14 protein-coding genes and 1 pseudogene are annotated in these 20,639 nt (G+C 69.2%); 12 read left to right on the forward strand and 3 right to left on the reverse strand.

Annotated elements, in window-relative coordinates; genetic code table 11:
- The first annotated feature begins 7 nt into the window (after window positions 1–7).
- The 8 genes from OG798_RS04190 (at window position 8) to OG798_RS04225 (ending at window position 12,503) form a co-directional block, all read left to right on the forward strand.
- Window positions 8–940, forward strand: coding sequence for a carbohydrate ABC transporter permease (locus OG798_RS04190; protein ID WP_097227061.1), 933 nt, complete (start codon window positions 8–10; stop codon window positions 938–940).
- 47 nt (window positions 941–987) lie between these two features.
- The gene (locus OG798_RS04195) at window positions 988–1,794 is read left to right on the forward strand and encodes a carbohydrate ABC transporter permease (protein ID WP_328759981.1); all 807 of its coding nucleotides are present in this window, start codon (window positions 988–990) and stop codon (window positions 1,792–1,794) included.
- 41 nt (window positions 1,795–1,835) lie between these two features.
- Window positions 1,836–4,577 carry a glycoside hydrolase family 38 C-terminal domain-containing protein gene (locus OG798_RS04200; RefSeq protein ID WP_267063733.1) on the forward strand — a complete coding sequence of 914 codons (2,742 nt, stop codon included), beginning with the start codon at window positions 1,836–1,838 and terminating at the stop codon, window positions 4,575–4,577.
- Between the two features lie 47 nt (window positions 4,578–4,624).
- Window positions 4,625–7,609 (forward strand): glycoside hydrolase family 2 TIM barrel-domain containing protein, encoded by a 2,985-nt coding sequence (locus OG798_RS04205; RefSeq protein ID WP_267060429.1) that lies wholly within the window; start codon window positions 4,625–4,627, stop codon window positions 7,607–7,609.
- Window positions 7,610–7,869: 260 nt separating this feature from the next.
- Window positions 7,870–8,445, forward strand: coding sequence for a helix-turn-helix domain-containing protein (locus OG798_RS04210; RefSeq protein ID WP_121417731.1), 576 nt, complete (start codon window positions 7,870–7,872; stop codon window positions 8,443–8,445).
- Between the two features lie 17 nt (window positions 8,446–8,462).
- Window positions 8,463–9,524, forward strand: a complete 1,062-nt coding sequence (locus OG798_RS04215; RefSeq protein ID WP_267060431.1) for a threonine aldolase family protein — start codon at window positions 8,463–8,465, stop codon at window positions 9,522–9,524.
- A gap of 910 nt (window positions 9,525–10,434) precedes the next feature.
- Window positions 10,435–10,890: a DUF485 domain-containing protein gene (locus OG798_RS04220; protein WP_121417730.1), complete on the forward strand. Its 456-nt coding sequence runs from the start codon at window positions 10,435–10,437 to the stop codon at window positions 10,888–10,890.
- Window positions 10,887–12,503: a sodium/solute symporter gene (locus OG798_RS04225; RefSeq protein WP_328756311.1), complete on the forward strand. Its 1,617-nt coding sequence runs from the start codon at window positions 10,887–10,889 to the stop codon at window positions 12,501–12,503. Before OG798_RS04220 ends, OG798_RS04225 begins: the two co-directional genes overlap by 4 nt.
- 319 nt (window positions 12,504–12,822) lie before the next feature.
- Here OG798_RS04225 and OG798_RS04230 read toward each other — a convergent pair.
- From OG798_RS04230 to OG798_RS04240, 3 genes and pseudogenes are all read right to left on the reverse strand, one after another.
- Window positions 12,823–14,012: pseudogene (locus tag OG798_RS04230) on the reverse strand (ATP-binding SpoIIE family protein phosphatase); the annotation flags it as partial.
- Window positions 14,013–14,222: 210 nt separating this feature from the next.
- The gene (locus OG798_RS04235) at window positions 14,223–14,534 is read right to left on the reverse strand and encodes a hypothetical protein (protein ID WP_328756312.1); all 312 of its coding nucleotides are present in this window, start codon (window positions 14,532–14,534) and stop codon (window positions 14,223–14,225) included.
- Between the two features lie 127 nt (window positions 14,535–14,661).
- On the reverse strand, window positions 14,662–16,107 hold the full coding sequence (locus tag OG798_RS04240; RefSeq protein WP_413253505.1) for a gamma-aminobutyraldehyde dehydrogenase: 1,446 nt from the start codon (window positions 16,105–16,107) through the stop codon (window positions 14,662–14,664).
- Between the two features lie 575 nt (window positions 16,108–16,682).
- On the opposite strand from OG798_RS04240, the gene OG798_RS04245 reads away from it, so the two are divergent.
- The 4 genes from OG798_RS04245 to OG798_RS04260 are packed head-to-tail and all read left to right on the forward strand — an operon-like array spanning window position 16,683 to window position 20,615.
- Window positions 16,683–17,792: an extracellular solute-binding protein gene (locus tag OG798_RS04245; protein WP_183127602.1), complete on the forward strand. Its 1,110-nt coding sequence runs from the start codon at window positions 16,683–16,685 to the stop codon at window positions 17,790–17,792.
- Window positions 17,792–18,673, forward strand: a complete 882-nt coding sequence (locus OG798_RS04250; RefSeq protein WP_328756313.1) for an ABC transporter permease — start codon at window positions 17,792–17,794, stop codon at window positions 18,671–18,673. Before OG798_RS04245 ends, OG798_RS04250 begins: the two co-directional genes overlap by 1 nt.
- Entirely contained in the window at window positions 18,660–19,490 is an 831-nt protein-coding gene (locus OG798_RS04255; RefSeq protein WP_121417722.1) for an ABC transporter permease, read from the forward strand. The genes OG798_RS04250 and OG798_RS04255 overlap by 14 nt, the downstream gene beginning before the upstream one ends.
- A gap of 3 nt (window positions 19,491–19,493) precedes the next feature.
- Window positions 19,494–20,615: an ABC transporter ATP-binding protein gene (locus OG798_RS04260; protein ID WP_328756315.1), complete on the forward strand. Its 1,122-nt coding sequence runs from the start codon at window positions 19,494–19,496 to the stop codon at window positions 20,613–20,615.
- Window positions 20,616–20,639 lie beyond the last annotated feature (24 nt).

Below are 20,639 nucleotides of genomic sequence, written 5' to 3' on the forward strand. Positions count from 1 at the left end.
CCCAGGAATGACCGACATCGCACCCCGCGCGGTGACGTCAGGTGGCCGCCGCCGTCCAGGCGGCGGCCCCCGGGCGGGCACCGTCATCGCGTTCCTCACCCCGTTCTTCCTGCCGTTCGTGCTGTTCTACCTGGTGCCCGTCGGCTACGCGCTCTGGCAGAGCTTCCGTGTCGTGCGCCGCACCGGAGGCCAGTACGGGACCTCGTACACGACTTTCGGCGGATTCGACCAGTACACACAGGTGTTCCAGAACAGCGAGTTCTGGAACAGCATCGGCCGCATCGGGCTGTTCGGCATCGTGCAGGTGCCCGTCATGCTGTTCGTGGCGCTGATCATGGCGCTACTGCTCGACACACCCCTGCTGAAGCTCAAGGCGTTCTTCCGCATCACCGCGTTCATGCCGTACGCCGTGCCCGGCGTCATCGCCGCGATCATGTGGTCGTACCTGTACTCGCCGCAACTCAGCCCCGTTGTCGACCTGTTCCAGCGCATCGGCCTGCACCCCGACTTCCTCGGTCCGGGCGCCGTGCTGTGGTCGGCGGCGAACGTCTCCACCTGGCTCTGGACCGGCTACAACATGCTGATCATGTACTCGGCGCTCCAGTCGATCCCGCAGGAGCTCTACGAGGCCGCCAAGATCGACGGCGCGTCCAACTGGACGATCGCGTGGCGGATCAAGGTCCCGATCATCGCCCCGTCGATCGTCCTGACGACGGTGTTCTCGATCATCGGCACACTCCAGCTCTACGCCGAGCCGGCCGTGCTGCGCCAGATCTCCTCGAACATCTCCAGCACGTTCACCCCGAACATGCTGGCGTACGCGGTGGCCTCCGGGAACAACTACCAGCAGGCCGCGGCCATTTCGGTGGTCATCGCCGTCATCACCTTCGTCTTGAGCTTCGGGTTCATGCGACTCACCTCGAAGAAGGCGGGACTGTGAGCAACCCATCCACGATCCGCGAGAGCCGGGGCAGCCGTACGGCCGTCATGGCCCTGATGTTCCTCCTGGCCGTCTACTTCCTGCTGCCGGTCTACTTCCTGATCGTCGCGGCGACGAAGCCACAGGGTGAGCTCGCCACCACCAACGGGCTGGCGTTCTCGCACTTCAACCTGTTCGAGAACCTGCGCATCCTGTTCACCCGCAGCGACGGCATCTTCGGGCGGTGGGCCCTCAACACCGTCGTCTACGCGGTGCTGGGCGCGGCCGTAGGCACCCTGATCTCGGCCCTGTGCGGCTACGCGCTGGCCAAGTTCCGCTTCCGCGGCAGGGAATTCCTCTTCTCCGTCGTGCTCGGCGGTGTCCTCGTCCCGACCACCGCACTGGCCCTGCCGCTGTTCCTGCTCTTCTCGGCGACCGGGATCGTCAACACCTACCTCGCGGTGTTCCTGCCCAGCATCGTCAGCCCGTTCGGTGTCTACCTGGCCCGCATCTTCGCCAACGCCGCCGTCCCGCAGGAGCTGATCGAGTCGGCGCGGCTGGACGGCGCGGGCGAGTTCCGCACGTTCTTCTCTGTGTCGTCCAGGCTGATGACGCCGGCCCTGGTGACCATCTTCCTGTTCCAGTTCGTGGCCATCTGGAACAACTTCTTCCTGCCGATGGTGATGCTCCAGAAGGAGTCACTGTTCCCGATCACGCTCGGCCTGTACGAGTGGAACGGCCAGACCGCCCGGGCCCCGCTGCTCCAGGAGTCCGTGATCACCGGCTCGCTGGTGTCGATCGTGCCCGTGATCATCGTGTTCATCCTCCTCCAGCGGTTCTGGCGCACCGGGCTCGCCGCCGGTTCCCTCAAGTGACCGCTCTCCCCCGCACGTCCGCACAGAAGGTCCCCCTCGCCATGCAGAACTCCGCCGTCTTCGTGCCCCATTTCCACTGGGACCGGGAGTGGTACGAGCCGTTCCAGGTGTTCCGGCACCGGCTCGTCACCGCCCTGGACACCGTGCTGGAGACGGCCGAGGCGAACCCGGACTTCCGGTTCACCGTCGACGGGCAGATGGCCGCGGTCGAGGACTACCTGGAGATGCGGCCGGAGAACCGCGACCGCCTCGTGGCGCTGGTGCGCGAGGGCCGGCTCGCCATCGGACCGTGGCTGATCCTGCTCGACGAGTTCCTCTGCTCGGGCGAGACGATCGTGCGCAACCTCCGAATGGGCTGGGAGGCGGCGGAGCGACTGGGCGGTGCGATGCCCGTCGGGTATCTGCCGGACATGTTCGGCCACATCGCGCAGATGCCGCAGATCCTCGCCCGCGCCGGGATCGAGCACGCGGCGCTGTGGCGCGGTGTGCCCGGATCCGTCGACGGCCATGCCTTCCGCTGGCGCGCGCCGGACGGCTCCGAGGTGCGCACCGAGTTCCTCTTCGACGGCTACGACAACGGTCTCGACGTCCTGCTGGTGCCCGACCGGATCGGCCGCGCGCTCGGCGACTACGCGCGGATGACGGCCGAGCGATGGGGCGGTGACCCGGTGCTGGCCATGGCCGGCACCGACCACAACGCCCCCGACCCGCGGCTCGCGGACTGGCTGCGGCGCGCTTCCGGCGAGGAGCGCGCCATCACGATCGCGACCCTCGACGAGTACATCCGCGAGCATGTGCGGGACGAGGTGTCCGCCGTCGTCACCGGCGAGCTGCGCAGCCATGTCCGCGGCAACATCCTGCCCGGCGTGCTCTCCGTGCGGCTCGGGCTCAAGCAGCGGATGGCCGTCGCCGAACGCACCATCGACCACGCCGAGCGTGTGAACGCCCTGTGGTCCCGGCGGGACGACGCACCGTTCCTGTCACTCGCCTGGCACAAGATCATCGAGTCGACGGCGCACGACTCGGTCGTCGGCTCGGGCACCGACGAGACCTGCGACCAGGTCGACGCCCGCCTGGCCGAGGCCGCGCAGACCGCGCGTGCCGTGCGGGACGCCGCGCTCGCCGAACCCGCCGCCCGGGTGCCGAGCGACGCTCATCTCGTCGCCAACCCGCTGCCGTTCGCCCGTACGGCGCTGGTCGAGGTGGACGTCGTGGCGCCATCGGCGGGAGCCGGTCTCGTCGCGACCGCCGCCGACGGCTCCACGCACTCCGTGCAGCTGATCTCGCAGGCCCCGACCGTGCTGAGCGACGAGCGCATGGACGCCTCCCAGCTCGAACGCGTCCTGCGCCGCATCCACCGCCGCGAGCTGTTCGGCCGACTGATCGACCACTACGAACTCACCCCGAACTCGCTCGTCTTCCACCTCGCCGAGGTGCCCACCAGCGGACCGTTCGACCTGCTGATCCTGCGCCGCGAGGTCGCCGAGGCCGCCGCCGCGCACCCGGGCGAGTGGCGGGTGCTGACGCTGGAGGAGGCGCGGGCGACCGCGCTGGTGCCCGTGCACGTGCCGGCCTCCGGGCTGGCGAGCTTCCGGGTCACGCCGAGCGAGCGGCCCGCCGCCCCGTCCACCACCCTCGCGGACGCCACGGCGACGCCTCGCGGAGTGTCCAACGGCCTGGTCGACGTCGAGGTCGCCGCCGACGGCACCCTGACCGTGACCGGTGCCGACGGCACCGTCCTGAGCGGCGTCGGCCGCCTCGTCGACGGCGGTGACCGCGGCGACAGCTACAACTACGCGCCCCCTGCCCGGGACGTACTCGTGTCGGAGCCGGTGGAGACGACCGTCGACGTTCTCGAAGAGGGTCCGCTGCGCTCCCGGCTGCGGATCACCCGCGTCTACGCGTGGCCCGCCGCGCTCTGCGACGACCGCGATCTGCGCGCCGAGCGGACCGTGGCGACTCCGGTGGAAACGCTCGTGGAGGTGCGCGCGGGCGAGCCGTTCGTCCGGGTCTCCACGTCGTTCCTGAACCAGTCCGCCGACCACCGGCTGCGTTTCCACGTGCCGCTGCCCGAGCCGGTGACCGTCTCCGCGTCCGCCGGGCAGTTCGCCGTGACCGAGCGCGGGCTCACCGCCGAGGGCGGCTGGGGCGAGTACCCGCTCCCGACCTTCCCGGCGAGCTCGTTCGTGTCGGCCGGAGCGGCGACCGTGCTGCTCGACCACTCCAGCGAGTACGAACTCGTCGACGGCGGTACAGAGTTGGCCGTCACCCTACTGCGCGCGATCGGCTCGATCAGCGTCAACATCCACCCCCTGCGTGACGAGCCCGCGGCGAGCGAGATCCCCGCGCCGGGTGCGCAGGACCTCGGCATGCGGATCGCGAACCGCTTCGCCGTGCTGCCCTCCTCGACCGGCTGGCAGGGGGCCGACGCGGTCGCCCTCGCCGAGGAGTTCCGGGGCGACGTGCTCGTCACCCGCGGCACCGCACCCGGCGGAGGCGACCTGCCGGACGACGCGACCGGACTCCGGGTCGACGGCAGGGACGTCCTCGTCTCCAGCGTCCGCCGCGTCATCGACGACGAGCGCGGGTCCGGAACCGAGGTGCGGTTGGCCGCGATGAGCGACACCGGCTCGGTCGTCCGGGTGACGGGCTCGTTCACCGAGGCGACGACGGTCGACCTGCTCGGCAGACCCCTCTCCGCGGAGGCGGAAGCGGAATCGTCCGGCGACGGCCTCGAACTCGCCCTCGGCCCCTGGGAGATCCGCACCGTGGTCCTCCGATAACCCCACCCAACGAATCTCCCCGCTGCCACCAAGAAAGTTGTGACCTCTTGCCCTCCGAGCTTTCCGCGTACGTTTCGGACCCCACACCCTGGCGCGGTGCGCTACGCCCGGCGCGCTCGTGGCTGCACTCCGACGCTCCCTCGCTCTCGCTGAACGGAGCCTGGCGTTTCCGGCTGTCGCCCACGGCGTCGGTGGCACAGGACTTCGCGGCCGAAGAATTCGACGACCACGGCTGGGAGAGCATCCCGGTGCCGTCCCACTGGGTGCTGGAGGGCGACGGAGCCCACGGCCGGCCGATCTACACCAACATCCAGTTCCCGTTCCCGATCGATCCACCGCACGTCCCGGACGAGAACCCCACCGGCGACTACCGGCGTCACTTCGCCCTACCCGCCGACTGGTCCGACGCCGAGCGGATCGTGCTGCGGTTCGACGGTGTCGAGTCGCTCTTCCGGGTCTGGGTCAACGGTGTCGACATCGGCAGCGCCGCCGGCAGCCGACTCGCCCACGAGTTCGACGTCACGCGGGCGGTGCGTCCGGGCGACAACGTCGTCGCCGTACGAGTGCATCAGTGGTCGGCGGCCAGTTACGTCGAGGACCAGGATCAGTGGTGGCTGCCGGGCATCTTCCGCGACGTCACGCTGACCGCCCGGCCGGCCGGCGGCATCGAGGACGTCTGGCTGCGGACCGGGTTCCGCGACGGTCGCGGGCGCGTCGAGGCGGAGGTCACCGCCGAGGCGTCCGCGTTCCCGGTCACCCTGCGCATCCCCGAACTCGGCGTCGAGCAGGTCTGGGCGACCGCGGCCGACGTGACGCCGGTCAACGTCGGCGAGGTGGAGCCCTGGTCTGCCGAGCGGCCACGCCTGTACGACGCCACCGTGTCGACGGCGGCGGAGAGCATCGCGCTGCGCGTGGGCTTCCGTACGGTCGAGATCCGCGGCGACCGGTTCCTGGTCAACGGCCGTCGTGTCGTGTTCCACGGGGTCAATCGCCACGAGGCGCATCCCGTGCGCGGCCGGGTCTTCGACGAGGAGCACGCCCGCGAGGACCTGGCCCGGATGAAGCGGTTCAACGTGAACGCCATCCGCACCAGCCACTACCCGCCGCATCCGCGCCTGCTCGACCTCGCCGACGAACTCGGCTTCTGGGTCGTGCTCGAGTGCGACCTGGAGACCCACGGCTTCGAGAAGCTCGGCTGGGTGGGCAACCCGAGCGACGACCCGGCGTGGCGGGAGGCGTACCTCGACCGCATCCGACGCACGGTCGAACGGGACAAGAACCACCCGAGCATCGTGATCTGGTCGCTCGGCAACGAGTCGGGTACCGGTAGCAACCTCGCCGCCATGTCGGCCTGGGTGCACGCCCGGGACGCCGAACGCCCCGTGCACTACGAGGGCGACTACACCGGTGAGTACACCGACGTGTACTCCCGCATGTACGCGTCGGTGCCGGAGACCGAGCGCATCGGCACGGACGGCACGGACACGCCGCTGCTGAACTGCACCCCCGCGCAGAGCGCCCGGCAGCGGACCAAGCCGTTCCTGCTGTGCGAGTACGCCCACGCCATGGGCAACGGGCCGGGGGCGCTCGATCAGTACGAGGCGCTGGTGCACGAACATCCGCGGCTGCACGGCGGGTTCGTCTGGGAGTGGCGCGACCACGGCATCCTGGCCACGGCGCCGGACGGCACTCCGTACCACGCCTACGGAGGTGACTTCGGGGAGGTCGTGCACGACGGCAACTTCGTGATGGACGGCATGCTGCTGAGCGACGACGGCCCGACGCCCAGCCTGTACGAGTACAAGGCGGTCGTCCAGCCGGTCCGTTTCGTCTTCGACGGCGACAAGGTCGCGGTGACGAACCTGCGGCACTCGGCCGACACGTCCGACCTGCGCTTTCGCTGGCGCGTCGAGCACGACGGAACGCCTGTGGACGCCGGGGACCTGGAGGTCCCGGTGGTCGCGGCGGGCGAGTCGGGGTGGGTGTCCCTCCCGCCGGTCCCGGTGGCGCCCGAGGGCGAGACGTGGCTGACGATCGACGCGGTCCTGGCGACCCCCGCCCCCTGGGCCCCCCAGGGCCATGTGGTGGCCACCGTCCAGTCGGACCGTTCGCCGCACATCCCCGTGCCCGCCGTCCGGCACCGCACGGGCTGGCGACCGGACCCCGGAACGCTGACGCTCGGGGTCGCCGAGTTCGTGGACGGCCGCCTCGTGAACCTGGCCGGCCGCGCCGTGACGGGGCCGCGGCTGGAGCTGTTCCGTGCCCCGACCGACAACGACGAGAGCCCGTCGGATGGTGTGGAGGAGAGCGACGCGAGTGTCCCGGGGGTGTCCAACGCCGAGCTGTGGCGTCGCGACGGTCTCGACCGGCTGACCACACGTCGTGTGTCGGTCGAGCGACCCCACGACAAGACGGACGCGCTGCGCACGCTCGACAAGGTCTCCGCGGCGGACTCCGCCCTGTTCGTGATGGTGGAGTCCGTCTGGTCGCTCGAAGCCGGCGAGCTCGAACTCCGGGTGGAGATCGAGCCGTCGAGGGGCTGGAGCACGGTGTGGCCGCGGATCGGGATCCGCATCGACCTGCTCGACGGCGGGGCACCCGTCGACGGCGCCGACTGGTTCGGGCTCGGCCCGTCGGAGTCGTATCCCGACAGCCTGCGGGCGGCGCGCACCGGCCGTTTCTCCTCCGGCATCGACGACCTCTCGGTCGACTACGCACGTCCCCAGGAGACCGGACACCGGTCCGGCCTGCGCCGGCTGACCCTCACGAGCACGGGCGCGAAGGTGCTCCATGTCGAGGCCCTGCCCGACACACACGGACGGCGGCCCGGCTTCACGCTCAGCCGCCACACGCCCCAGGAACTCGCACGGGCCGGACACCCGTACGAACTCCCCGCTTCGACGACGAGCCGTCTGACCATCGACGCGGCGCAGCACGGACTCGGTTCGCGGTCGTGCGGCCCGGACGTGTGGCCCGAGTTCGCCCTGCGTCCCGAGGCCCGCACGATCAGGCTGCGCATCACGGCGGGCTGACCTCCCCGGCTCCCGGACCGACGTAGCACCGCGCCGCGAGGGGCACCCGTGTCGGCCGACCGCAGCACAGCGGCCGGCCGACACGGGTCTTGCGTATGAGCCACCGATGGCGCGCCTCCCCTCGTCCAAGGGCGTTCAATAAATCGAACGCAGTGTTCACTCTCTGCGATGGTTCGGTATAGTGAACACATCGTTCATTCAATCGGGGCTCCTTGGGTCCGCATCCGCGTCTCCCGCACCGCAACCCACAGGAGCCGCTGATGACGCCCCCTCCGTCCGGCCGCCGGCCGGTGAGCAGTACCGCAGCCGCGGTCGGCGCGAAGATCCGCCTGCGCCGCCAGCAGCGCGGGATGAGCGCCGCCGAGATGGCCCGGCGCGCCGGGCTGAGCAAGGCCACCTTGTCGCAGCTGGAGGCCGGCAACGGCAATCCGACGATCGACACCCTGGATGCGATCGCCATCGCCCTGCGCATTCCGATCGCCGACCTGCTGGCGCGTGACGCCGACACCGGGCCGGTCTTCCGACCGGGTACGGACATCGAGCCCGGCGAGGTCTCCCGGGAACTGCTGCGCCGTATCAGCAGCGGCAACAGCCTGGAGATCTGGCGGCTGCGCATTCCGCCCGAGACGGAGCTGCCCGGTGTTCCGCACGCCACGGGCACGATCGAGCACCTGCTCATCGCCACCGGGCACGTCACCGCCGGCCCCGTCGACGCCCCGCAGGATCTGGGCCCCGGCGACATGCTCGCCTTCGCAGGGGACGCCCCGCACTTCTACCGCACCGGCGCTGAGGAAGTGGACATCACCGTCGTCTTCGCCTCCCCCCTCAGCACCTGAGACCAAGGGAGACGCTCATGAGCACCACCATCGCCATCACCCCCTCCAGCCGTGCCTTCATCAGCGACAACATGGCCGGGGCGTCCCCGCAGATAGCCCAGGCCGTCGCCGACGCGGCCGCCGGGCAGGTCCTGCCGTACGGCAACGACCCCTTCACCGACAGTGCTCGCCGCAGGCTCAGCGAGATCTTCGAGCGGGACGTCGATGTCTTCCCGGTGTCCACCGGGTCCGCCGCCAACGGCCTGAGTCTGGCGGCCCTCACCCCGCCGTGGGGCAGCGTGCTCTCCCACCCCGGCAGCCACATCAACACCGACGAATGCGGCGCTCCGGAGTTCTTCACCCACGGCGCCAAGCTCGTCGGTGTGCCAGGCTCCGACAGCAAGATCGACCCCGAGGCACTGCGGGTGGCGGTGCGCCGCCGGGCCGGTGACGTGCACAGCGTGCAGCCGTCCGTGGTGAGCATCAGCCAGGCCACCGAGAGCGGCAGCGTCTACACCCTGGAGGAGATCCGCGGCCTGTCCGCCATCGCCAAGGACGCGGGACTGCGCGTCCACATGGACGGCGCGCGCTTCGCCAACGCCCTCGACCATCTCGGCGCCACCCCGGCCGAGATGACCTGGAAGGCCGGCGTCGACGTCCTGTCCTTCGGCGCCACCAAGAACGGCGCGATGACCGCCGACGCCATTGTCTCCTTCGACCCCGCACTCGCCGCCGAACTCGCCTTCCGCGTCAAGCGTGCCGGCCAGCTCACCTCCAAGATGCGCTTTCAGGCGGCCCAGATCGACGCGTACCTCACCGACGGCCTGTGGCTGCGCAACGCCCGCCAGGCGAACGCGATGGCCACCCGCCTCGGCGACGGCCTCAAGTCCATCCCCGGCACCGGCCTTCTGGCCACCCCACAGGCCAACATCCTCTTCTGCCGCCTGCCCCAGCAGGTCACCGAAGGACTTCTCGCCGAGGGCTACGTGTTCTACCACGACCGCTGGGAACCGGGGATCGTCCGGCTCGTCACCGCCTTCTCCCACAGCGCCGACGACATCGACCAGCTGCTCGACGCGGTCCGCCGCCACATCCGCTGACCGACGGCCGGGGGCAACGGCTCGGTCACACCGACGCCCCAGGCAAGGGGGAACCGCGAGCCACAGGGCCGGCCTTCGGACAAGACGGTCCCGGCCGCGACTCGTAGCCGCCTCCAGGGAGCCCTCGATACCTCACCCCAGAGGACAGCCCGGACAGGCCCGACGATCGGCCAGGAGAAGAAGTCCCGGTCAGGTGGACCGGGCCGTGACGCCTGATTGCATCCTCAGCTCACCGGAGGGCGGACAGGACGGGCCACTCGTCTTCCACCACTTTCCCGGCGCCCACGGACAAACGGGCGCCCCTCTGCCAAGTGAATCTTGAGCCCCCAGCACCTCGAATGCCGTACTCGCCCAAGTCGAAGACAAGGGCTACGAGCTGACCAAGACGCAGGTCATCCCCATCACCGACGACGAACTGCGGAACCTTCCGCTGCCGGGTTTGTTCGCGGGAATCGGTTCTGGCTCAAGTTCCGCGACGCGGGCACGGTGAGGAGTGGAGTGGAGCGACGGGTCTGGCTGGACAGGCTCCGGGTCCGAGCGGTCCGGTGCCGGTGATCGAGTTGGCGCAGGCGGTCCCGCGGACGCGATCCGGCGCGCGCGAGTTCCTCCTGGCCGCGTCAGTGCGACGACCTGGCGCCAGCCCTATGTCGACCACGCGCGTGCCACCGACCAGGGCCTGGGCCCACGTTGGGAGCTGCACGAGGGTTCGTTCGGAGTTCACCAGCCGTCCTGCAGGGCCGCCGGCCTGATCCGTACGCGGTCGGCCGATCTTTGCCGGGGAACCGCACCGACCCTGAAACGTGACCCCTGGTGGACTTACAGACATTCCAACCAGTCGGTATCGTGCGCCGCCCAACCCATTCCCCCCGGTTCACCTCCACGGATCCGAGCCGAAGCGGAAGGCCAGGCGATGACATACCCCGATGAGAACAAGTACCCGCAATCAGCGACGAGATGGCCGCTGCCCCACACCGCGCCCCAGTCGTACGGGCACGACGCCCCTCGGTACGGGTCGTACGGGCAAGCTCCTTGGGATGAGCCGTACGCGCACGAGACGCATCGGCGCAGTGCCGACCTCGACGCCCTCCGCTCGGCCTACCGCCTGCTCCGACGGATCTCCACACTCGCCGCGCTCGGCTCCTTCGTGGTGTACGTCGCACTGTCCTGCTATGCGCCTGGCCTGATGGGGGCCAAGATCGCCGGAGAGCTGAGCCTGGGAATGGCTCTGGGGGTCTTCCAGCTCGTCGTCACCTTTGCGGCGGTCTTCTGGTACGGACGCAGCGCACAACGCTCGGTGGATCCGTTGGCCCGCGCCGTCAGGGAGCGGACGGTCCCCACCGGCCGGAACCCGGAGGCGGCGAGATGAACCATTTCAACCCCGGGACGCAGGCCACCGTCCTGATTCTGTTCACCACGCTGGTCACCGTCACGCTGCTGATGTGCATCATGGCGGGACCGGACCGCGACGACCTGACGAACTTCTACACCGGCTACCTCTCGCTCACCCCGCTCAAGAACGGCCTGGCGATCGCGGGCGACTACATCTCGGCGGCCACGGTGCTGAGCACCACGGGCATCATCGCGCTCGCCGGTTACGACGGCTATGTCCTCGCGGTCAGCACTGCCCTGTCACTGGTGCTGCTGATGTTCCTGCTGGCCGAACCCCTGCGCAACGCCGGCAGGTTCACCATGGGCGACGTCCTGGCCCGCAACATGCCGGGGCGGGCCGTGCGTATCGCCGCCTGCCTGGTGACGCTCTCTGCGACCCTGCCCTTCCTGGTCGTCCAGCTCTCCGGGGCCGGGTCGCTGCTCACCTTCATCCTGAACATCCCGCACGTGGCGGGCGCCAGGACGGCGTGCATCGTCATCGTCGGCAGCCTGATGATCATTTACGCGGCGCTCGGCGGCATGAGAGGAACCGCGCTCATTCAGATGATCAAGATTGTGCTCCTGCTCGGCACCAGCGTCGTCGTCGCCGCTCTCGTCCTGAACCGCTTCGACTGGAGCCCCGGCGACGTCCTCAGCGCCGCCCAGCACGGCAGCGGCGCGGGCCCCGCCTTCCTCCGGCAGGGCCTTCAGTTGGGCACCTCGGCCGTTGACCGGCTGGACTTCGTCAGTCTCCAGATCACCGTGGTCCTCGGCGTGGCCTGTCTGCCCCACATCACGATGCGTCTGTACTCCGCGCAGGACGTGCCGGCCGTGCGTCGCTCCATGTCGTGGGCAGTCGGCACGGTCACCGCGTTCTGCCTGCTCGTGATCATCATCGGTACGGGCGCGGCGGCGCTGGTGGGATCGCGGTATATCACCGCGGCCGACCCGCAAGGCAGAACATCGGTCCTCATGCTGTCGCAGGTACTCGGCGGGGCCCCTGCCTCCGCAGGCGCGACGATTCTCTACGCGGCCGTGGCGGGCATGGTGTTCATCACGCTGCTGTCGTCGGTCGCTGGGATGACCCTGGCCGCGGCCTCGTCGCTCGCCCACGACCTGTTCGCCCATGCGGTGCTACGGGGACGGGCGGAGCCGCGCACGGAGATGACGGTGGCGGCGTGGACGAGTGTGGCCGTGGGAACCGTTGCCATCGCGCTCTCCGCCCTGGTCCAGAACTGGGACGTCGGCGTACTGACCACTCTGGCCATCTGCATAGGGGCATCGGCTGTGGCACCCGCGCTCACCTACTCCCTGTTCTGGCGAGGATTCACTCGAACCGGCCTGCTCGCCACCCTCTACGGCGGCGCGGCCTGCGCACTGCTGCTGATGGTCTTCTCCAAGGCCGTCTCGGGCACCCCGTCCGCCGTCTTCCCGAACGCCGACTTCGACCTGTTCCCCATGCAGTCCACCGGACTGGTCTCCATCCCGTTCGGCTACCTGGCGGGCTGGCTGGGCAGCCGTCTTGACCACCGGCGCCACACCGCCGACAGTCACGAGAACCGACGGCTGTACGACGAGAGCGAGGCACGGCTGCTCGCCGCAGCCGAATGACCACGCCGGCGGGGGCGGGCTACGCGAGCGGCCTCGGTGCCGCCGCCGTGGTCCGCCCAGGGGGCAAGTCCCGTCGCGCGGCCCCTTCATGCCAGCCGCACGTCGCGGCCACCCGTGCTCACGACATCGCCGCGGGATGGATCGCGGCTCTCGGACAGTTCCCCGGAGGCGGCCCGTGTCGGCCGCGGCCTGCCCGATGTTCTCGTGGTCCTCGGCCCGACCCCCGGAAGCGCAGCTCGCTCCGGCCACCCTGCCGCCGTACGCCCACATCGGCGCTCCGCGTCCTGCCCCCGCCAGAGCCCGGCACGGCCTGAGGCGGTCAGGTGGGTGGGCCGGTCAGTGGTTGTTCGGTCCACACGGTCTTGCCCTCACGGGTGTAGCGGGCACCCCAGCGTTCGGCCATCTGGGCCACCAGGAACAGGCCGCGCCCGCCCTCGTCGGTGGTACGGGCGCGGCGCAGGTGTGGTGCGGTGTGGCTGGTGTCGCTGACCTCACCAGGCACCGTTCACGCATCAGCCGCAGAGTCGCGGGCCCGTTGGCGTACCGGTAGACATTGGTGATCAGTTCGCTGGCGATCAACTCGGTGGTGAACGCCAAGTGCTCCAGACCCCATTCGGTCAGCTTGGCCGAGGCCAATTCCCGGGCCCGGGCGGCGCTGGCAGGCTCCAGCGGCAGACTCCAGAAGGCGACATCGTCCGGTGGCAGCAGGCGGGTGCGGGCGACCAGCAGAGCGACGTCGTCGCTGGGGCGCGACGGCACGAGCGAGTCGACCACCGCTTGGCATGTCCGCTCCAGCGCGTCCGCGGGGCGGGTGAGCGCCGCGCACAGCTTCGTCAGGCCGACGTCGGCATCGATGTGACGCTCGCCGATGACTCCGTTGGTGGACAGGCACAACAGACATCCCTCGGCCAGTTCGATCTCCCGGGCCTCGAACGGCAGGCCGCCCAGGCCGAGCGGTGGGCCGGCGGACAGGTCGAGCGGAGCCGCCTCTCCGTCCGGAGTCGTCACCACCGGCGGTGGGTGACCTGCGCGGGCCACGGAGCAGCGCCGGGAGACAGGGTCGTACCCGGCGTACAGGCAGGTGGCGCCGACGACCTGCTCGCCCACGGGCCGTTCGCCGGCTGCCTCCTGTTCGGCCGCCAGCATGCTGACCAGGTCGTCCAGGCGGGAGAGGACCTCGTCCGGTTCCAGGTCGAGGCTGGCGAGCGTATGTACGGCGGTACGCAGCCGGCCCATGGTGGCGGCGGCATGGATGCCGCGTCCCACCACGTCACCGACGACGAGGGCGACTCGGGCCCCGGACAGGGGAATGACGTCGAACCAGTCGCCGCCCAGGCCGGGAGCCCCACTGGTCGGCAGGTAGCGCAGGGCCACCTCGACCGCCGACTGGTCCGGAACCGCCCGGGGCAGAAGGCTGCTCTGCAAGGTGAACGCGGTCTGCTGCTGGGTGAAGCGCCGGGCGTTGTCGACGGCGACGGCGGCACGCGAGGCGAGTTCCTGGGCGAGGGTCGGGGTGATCACGATCGTCGACGCGCTGCGGCTGGACAACTCCGCGGCCACCCACCCATTCCGGCTCGGCCCCGTGATATGGACCGGCCGCTTCGTGACGGGTGCCGTTCTTCGCCGAACACATGCCGCCCTGGCGAAGAAGGACATGGCTCCTCTTCGCGAGGAGCAATGCGCGCATTCGGTCCTCCTGGACGGTTCTCACGGCTTCGCTCACCTGAGGGACCGGGCACCATCGAGAGCGACGCGGCCGTACGCACGCTGTTGCTGTGGGGCGGCGCCCTTCGCCGACCTGGTACATCTGCTCAGCGTCTCGCTGTGGTCGGGCGGACTACCTTCCTGCTGCTCGGGGTGCTGCCGCTCCGGGCAGGGAATCCTCGCCTCGCTGTCCACCTTGGCATCGCCGTCGACGTGCAATGCGCTGATCCGGGCTGAGCGGCTGACCCGCGCGCTGGACAGGCGTGCCGACAACAACACCTCCGAGACCTGATCAAGCTTTGAGACGCGGATGTGCACGTCGCCCATCTGGATCTGCGCGAAGGCAACGCCGAGGCCCGGCAGAACCGTTGAACGTCTTGAGGACCGAGCCTCATGGGCGCGCGTTGACCGACGATGTGTCGCATCCGTCGTGGGGCACCGCGTTCAGCCCACATCACAGCGATGTCATGACGTGCTTGATGCGGGTGTAGTCCTCGAAGCCGTAGGCCGAAAGGTCCTTGCCGTAGCCGGACTTCTTGTACCCGCCGTGGGGCATCTCGGCGACGAGGACCATGTGGGTGTTGATCCATACGCAGCCGAAGTCCAGGCGCTTCGACATGCGCATCGCGCGAGCGTGGTCCTTTGTCCAGACCGAGGAGGCGAGAGCGTAGTCGACGCCGTTGGCCCACTCCACGGCCTGATCCTCGTCGGCGAAGGACTGGACGGTGACGACCGGCCCGAAGACCTCGTTCTGGATGATCTCGTCGTCCTGCCTGAGGCCGGAGACGACAGTGGGAGCGTAGAAGTAGCCCCTGCCACCGACACGGTGACCGCCCGCCTCGACAGTGGCGTGCGAGGGGAGCCGGTCGACGAATCCGCCCACCTGCGCGAGTTGGGTGGCATTGTTGAGCGGGCCGAAGAGCACGCCCTCCTCGTCGACGCCACCGGTCTTGACGCCGGTGGCGGCCTTGGCCAGCTCGGCGACGAACTCGTCGTGGACGTCCTCGTGCACGAGCACGCGGGCGGCGGCCGTGCAGTCCTGCCCCGCGTTGAAGAAGCCCGCGGTCGTGATGCCCTCGACGGCCTGCACGATGTCCGCGTCCTCGAAGACGACCACGGGTGCCTTGCCGCCGAGCTCCAGGTGGACCCGTTTGACGTCCTTGGCGGCGCTCTGGGCGACCTGGATGCCGGCACGGACCGAGCCGGTTATCGCGGCCAGGGCTGGAACCGCGTGCTCGACCATCAGCTGCCCGGTGTTCCGATCGCCGCACACGACATTGAGCACACCGGCGGGAAGATCCAGCTTCGTCAGTACCTCGCCCACGATCGATGCGAGCAGCACCGTGGACGCGGGGGTGGTGTCCGACGGCTTGAGGACCACGGTGTTCCCCGCGGCGATGGCCGGTGCGAACTTCCACACCGCCGTCATCATGGGGTAGTTCCAGGGCGCGACCTGCGCGCACACACCGATCGGCTCGCGCCGGATGACAGAGGTGAGGCCCTCCGCGTACTCCCCTGCCGCCTTGCCCTCCAACAGGCGCGCCGCGCCCGCGAAGAAGCGCAACTGGTCGACCATGGGAACGATCTCTTCGCTCCTGGTCACGGCGCGGGGCTTGCCGGTGTCCCGGCACTCCGTCTCGACCAGTTCCTCAGCACGTGCCTCGACGGCGTCCGCGATTTTCAGGAGCAGCCGCTGCCGGATACCGGGGGTTGAGTCGCGCCACACGACAAAGGCCGCCGCCGCGGCCGCCATCGCCGCGTCCACGTCCGCCGGCCCCGAGAGCGGTGAGTTCGCGTAGACCTCACCGGTGGTGGGGTCGAGTACCGGCAGCGTACGGCCGTCCTTCGCGTCGACAAATGCACCGTCGATGTAATTGCGCAGCACCTGGATTTCGCTCACGACGTTCTGTGCTCCTCGTAGCTCGGGAATCATGGCAGGGGCGATCGGCGATCTGACGGAAAGCTGCTGTCGGCAGATCTGTGTGCTCGGGCTGGCTAGACGATGGCGGTGAAGCGGCGCCCCGGGGGGTGGGGGGCTCCGTGCGACCGCGTTCCGGTCATGCCGGGAACGAGGGGTCGACCCGGACGATGCGGAAGGGGCAACGACGACGCTATCCATCACGCAACCAGCCAAGAAGTGGCGGATTCATCCATGCCCCGCCGCCTCAAAGTATGGTTTGCACACTGCCTTTGAGCGTTGACGCGCGGAGGACATGTCCCTACTGTTGCGCCACGCGGTCGCCGGGCTGGCACAGACCGCGTGTACCGGCTCGTTCCCCTTCCGCAGGTCGCCTGATCGTGGCGGCGGATGTCAACGCATTCCGGAAGTCATGTGCCAAGAGCGACGGCTGTAAGCCGCGGGCCACACTCCGGTCTGTCCACTCTCGGCACACATCGCAGTTCGCTGAATTCCCTCTTTCCCCTCTGGGGTTGATCCCTGCCGTGCCCCTTCATTGCTGGAAAGGCATGCCCACCATGAACGAGCAGTCACACAGAAGCACGAGCCGCCGGTCGATCCTCCGGGCGGCCGGAGCCTCCGCGCTTGCGGCACCCCTCGCGGGGAGTCTGCTCACCGCGTGCAGCACCAAGTCCACCCCTTCGGCCAAGCCGAACACCACCGTGACCGTCACCTCCTACGGCGGCTCGTACAACGACCAGCTGACGAAGACCCTGCTCAAGCCTTTCGAGAAGAAGACGGGTGTGCGACCGTCGCTGCTGGCCAACACCAGCCTCGCCGGCCTCAAGGCCCAGGTGCAGTCCGGCGATGTCCAGTGGGACATCGTGGAGTTGACCGCACCGGAGTACCTCCAGGCTGTCGACGAGGGGCTGCTGGAGAAGCTCGACTACGGCGTCATCAGCGACAAGGGGCTGCCGTCCTATGCGAAGGCCGACTACGGCATCAAGTACCTGAGTTTCCTGTTCGTGATGGCCTGGGACCAGAAGCACATTCCCGACGCGCAGGCGCCCAAGAACTGGGAACAGTTCCTCGACCCGGGGCGCTACAAGGGCAAGCGTTCCGTCTACGCGCAGTTGTCCGACAGCTCGATCCTGGAGGCTGCACGGCTCGCCGCGGGCGTCGCCTTCGACAAGATCTACCCACTCGACGTCGATGCCGCCCTGAAATACCTGGCACAGCAACCCGGGCGCGACAAACTGATCTACCACACCGCCAACCAGGAGCCGATCCAGCAGCTGACCTCGGGTGAGGTCGCGCTCTCGACCAGCTTCAACAACCGGATCAGCGCCGCCCGCAAGGACGGGGCAAGGCTGAACTTCACCGCCAGGAACAGTGTCGTCGCGGGCGACTACTTCGTGGTCCCCAAGGGCGCCAGGAACAAGGAGGCGGCCTTCCGGCTTCTGGACTTCATGAGCAACGACGCCGCAGCCGGCGCCGACTTCGTCCAGACCACGAACCTCACCCTGGCCAACACCCCGGCCCTCGCCAAGCTGCCTGCTTCGGTCGCCGACTCCCTGCCCACCAGCCCCAAGCTGGCAGACTCCATCCTGGTCCGCGACGACGCCTGGTGGGCCAAGAATCTCAAGGCGACCGAGCAGCGCTTCAAGCTGTGGCAGGCGGGCAGTTGATGCCGTCCACCGTGACGCCTGCCGCGGCCTCCGCGTCCACAGGCACCGACACGCCGCGGCGGCGCAGGCGTATGCGCGGCACCTGGTTGCTGCTTCTGGCGCCCGCACTCGCCTTCGACGCCGTACTCTTCCTGACGCCTCTCGGCAGACTCGTCGCGGCGAGCACCCACGACCACGCCTACCAGCGCGTGCTGAAGGACCCGCTGGTGTCCCGCTCGCTGCTCAACACCTTCGAGATCAGCGCGCTGTCCACGCTCGCCACGGTCATACTCGGCTACCTGCTGGCCATGGTGATCTGGCGGCGCGGCCCGCTGGCGCGGGTCGTCCTCTTCGCCCTGGTGCTGCTGCCCTTCTGGACGGGCGTCCTGGTGAAGAACTTCGCGTGGGCGGTGCTCCTGCAGGACAACGGCCTGGTGAACACCGCACTGCAGAGGCTCGGCCTCACCGACGCCCCGCTGGCCCTGCTCCACAACCGCTTCGCCGTCGTGGTCGGCATGGTGCACTATCTGCTGCCGTACGCCGTCTTCCCGATCTTCGCGGCCCTGGCCGCGATCGACGACCGGCTCGAACTCGCGGCCCGGTCACTGGGGGCGGGCGAGGCATCGGTCTTCCGGCGGATCACCCTGCCCCTGACAGTGCCAGGGGTCTCCGCCGCGGGTCTGCTGGTGTTCATCATCAGTACGGGGTTCTTCATCACGCCCGTCGTGCTCGGCGGCCCCGGCGACATGATGATCGCCAATCAGATCGACTTCTACGCACGCCAGTTGACCGACTTCGCCGGAGCGTCGGCGCTCGCGCTGCTGCTGACCGCCGTCGTCAGCGTACTCGTCGCCGTGTACCAGCGGATCCTTCGCGCAGGAGGCGAATATGAGGCTCACTAAACCTCGGCATGTGTCCTCGCTGATCGCCTTGGTGCCGGTCTTCGTGTTCCTTGTGGTGCCGACGCTGATCGTGCTGCCGGTGGCGTTCACGGGCAGCCGCTACATCACCTTCCCGCCCGGGCAGTTGTCCACGGACGCGGTCACCGGCTTCTTCCGCGACCAGGCGTGGATGGCTGCCCTCTCCGCGAGTCTCCAGGCGGCCGGCGTCGCCGTGGCGATCGCCGTGGCGATCGGGGGGACGGCAGCCGTGGCGCTGCACGGGCGTACGTTTCCCGGGAAGGCGGCGGTGACGGGCCTGCTGCTCGCGCCCATGATCGTGCCTGCGGTGGTGATGGCACTGGCGTTCTACCAGTTCTTCATCTCCCTGGGCATGGTGGGGACGGTCCTGCCGATCGGCCTCGCCCATGCCGTGATCGCGGTGCCGTACGCCTTCCTCACCGTGCGGGCCAGCCTCGCCGGGCTGAATCCGGCGCTCGTCCGCTCGGCGAGCAGCCTGGGCGCGGGAGCCTTCTCCGTCATGCGGTTCGTCTATCTCCCGGTCGTCCGCCCGGGGCTCGTCGCGGGGGCCCTGTTCGCCTTCTCCGTGTCCATCGACGAGACGGTGATCGCGCTGTTCCTGCAGTCCCCGGACGCGACGACACTGCCGGTGAAGATGTTCACCGACATTCAGTACAACCTGACCCCGAAGATCGCCGTGTCATCGGCGATGCTCGTCACCGTCGCCACACTCGGTCTGCTCGTCCAGGTCTGCCTCACCATCCGCCGCCGCTCCGTCGCACGGCTGCTCCCCTTGACCGCCCCCGAACAGACAGGGTGAACCATGACGACCACGACCACACAGCAGGCATCCGCCTCGGCGCCCAGTGAAGAGCGCCGTGGCGCCATCGAGTTGCGGAGCGTCCGTAAGACGTACGGCGACGTCGCCGCCGTCGACCATCTCGATCTGTCGGTCGAGCCCGGCGAGTTCGTGACGCTGCTCGGGCCAAGCGGCTCCGGCAAGACCACGACGATGATGATGGTCGCCGGTTTCGAGGAACTCACCTCCGGTACTGTGCTGATCGACGGCGAACCCGTGGACCGGCTTCCCCCGAAAGACCGCAACCTCGGCGTCGTCTTCCAGAGTTACGCCCTGTTCCCGCACATGAGCGCCGCCGAGAACGTCGATTTCCCGTTGCGCATGCGAGGGGTCCAGCGGAGCGAGCGGCGCAGGCGAGCGGAAGAGGCACTCACCCGCGTCGGACTGGCCGGGCTCGGCGACCGTCGTCCGCGTCAGATGTCCGGCGGCCAGCAGCAGCGTGTCGCACTCGCCCGCGCCCTGGTGTTCAACCCGGCTGCCCTGCTGCTGGACGAACCGATGGCCGCTCTGGACAAGCGTCTGCGTGAGCAGATGCAGGGCGAGGTGAAGACACTGCAGCAGTCGCTCGGCATCTCCGTCCTGTTCGTAACCCATGACCAGGATGAGGCGATGTCCATGTCCGACCGGATCGTGGTCATGCGCGACGGCAGGATCGTGCAGGAAGGCGCCCCCGAGGACGTGTACGCGCATCCGAGTACCGACTGGGTGGCCAACTTCCTCGGCGACACCAACCTGCTGCCCTGCACGGTGCTGGAGCGGGGGGACGGCGAGGCCGTCGTCGACCTCGGCGCCTGGGGAGTCGGCCGGGTAAGGGACCGCGGGGCGAAGGGCGACGCGTACGCGGTCTCCGTCCGCCCCGAGCATCTGCGTTTCGTCGACGTCGACCGCACCGAGAACCGCGGCTCCGGCCGGTTGCTGTCGTCCACCAGCCTCGGCGCCACGGTCCGTCACCGACTGCACGTAGGCGGCCGGGACGTGGTCATGCGCGAACTCGGCACGGGCTCGCGCGCGACCGGCGACCTCGACACCGAGGTGACGGTCGGTTGGTCACCGGAGGAGGCACAGCTGCTCGTACTGGAGCAGTGAGGGGCGGCGCTGGACCGCCGGCCA

The organism is Streptomyces sp. NBC_00271 (assembly GCF_036178845.1).
Taxonomy (GTDB): domain Bacteria; phylum Actinomycetota; class Actinomycetes; order Streptomycetales; family Streptomycetaceae; genus Streptomyces.

Coding starts and splice junctions, on each gene's coding strand:
- OG798_RS04190 (WP_097227061.1), top strand. CDS start 8: ATGACCGACATCGCACCCCGCGCGGTGACGTCAGGTGGCCGCCGCCGT.
- OG798_RS04195 (WP_328759981.1), top strand. CDS start 988: ATGGCCCTGATGTTCCTCCTGGCCGTCTACTTCCTGCTGCCGGTCTAC.
- OG798_RS04200 (WP_267063733.1), top strand. CDS start 1,836: ATGCAGAACTCCGCCGTCTTCGTGCCCCATTTCCACTGGGACCGGGAG.
- OG798_RS04210 (WP_121417731.1), top strand. CDS start 7,870: ATGACGCCCCCTCCGTCCGGCCGCCGGCCGGTGAGCAGTACCGCAGCC.
- OG798_RS04215 (WP_267060431.1), top strand. CDS start 8,463: ATGAGCACCACCATCGCCATCACCCCCTCCAGCCGTGCCTTCATCAGC.
- OG798_RS04220 (WP_121417730.1), top strand. CDS start 10,435: ATGACATACCCCGATGAGAACAAGTACCCGCAATCAGCGACGAGATGG.
- OG798_RS04225 (WP_328756311.1), top strand. CDS start 10,887: ATGAACCATTTCAACCCCGGGACGCAGGCCACCGTCCTGATTCTGTTC.
- OG798_RS04235 (WP_328756312.1), bottom strand. CDS start 14,534: ATGGGCGACGTGCACATCCGCGTCTCAAAGCTTGATCAGGTCTCGGAG.
- OG798_RS04245 (WP_183127602.1), top strand. CDS start 16,683: ATGAACGAGCAGTCACACAGAAGCACGAGCCGCCGGTCGATCCTCCGG.
- OG798_RS04250 (WP_328756313.1), top strand. CDS start 17,792: ATGCCGTCCACCGTGACGCCTGCCGCGGCCTCCGCGTCCACAGGCACC.
- OG798_RS04255 (WP_121417722.1), top strand. CDS start 18,660: ATGAGGCTCACTAAACCTCGGCATGTGTCCTCGCTGATCGCCTTGGTG.
- OG798_RS04260 (WP_328756315.1), top strand. CDS start 19,494: ATGACGACCACGACCACACAGCAGGCATCCGCCTCGGCGCCCAGTGAA.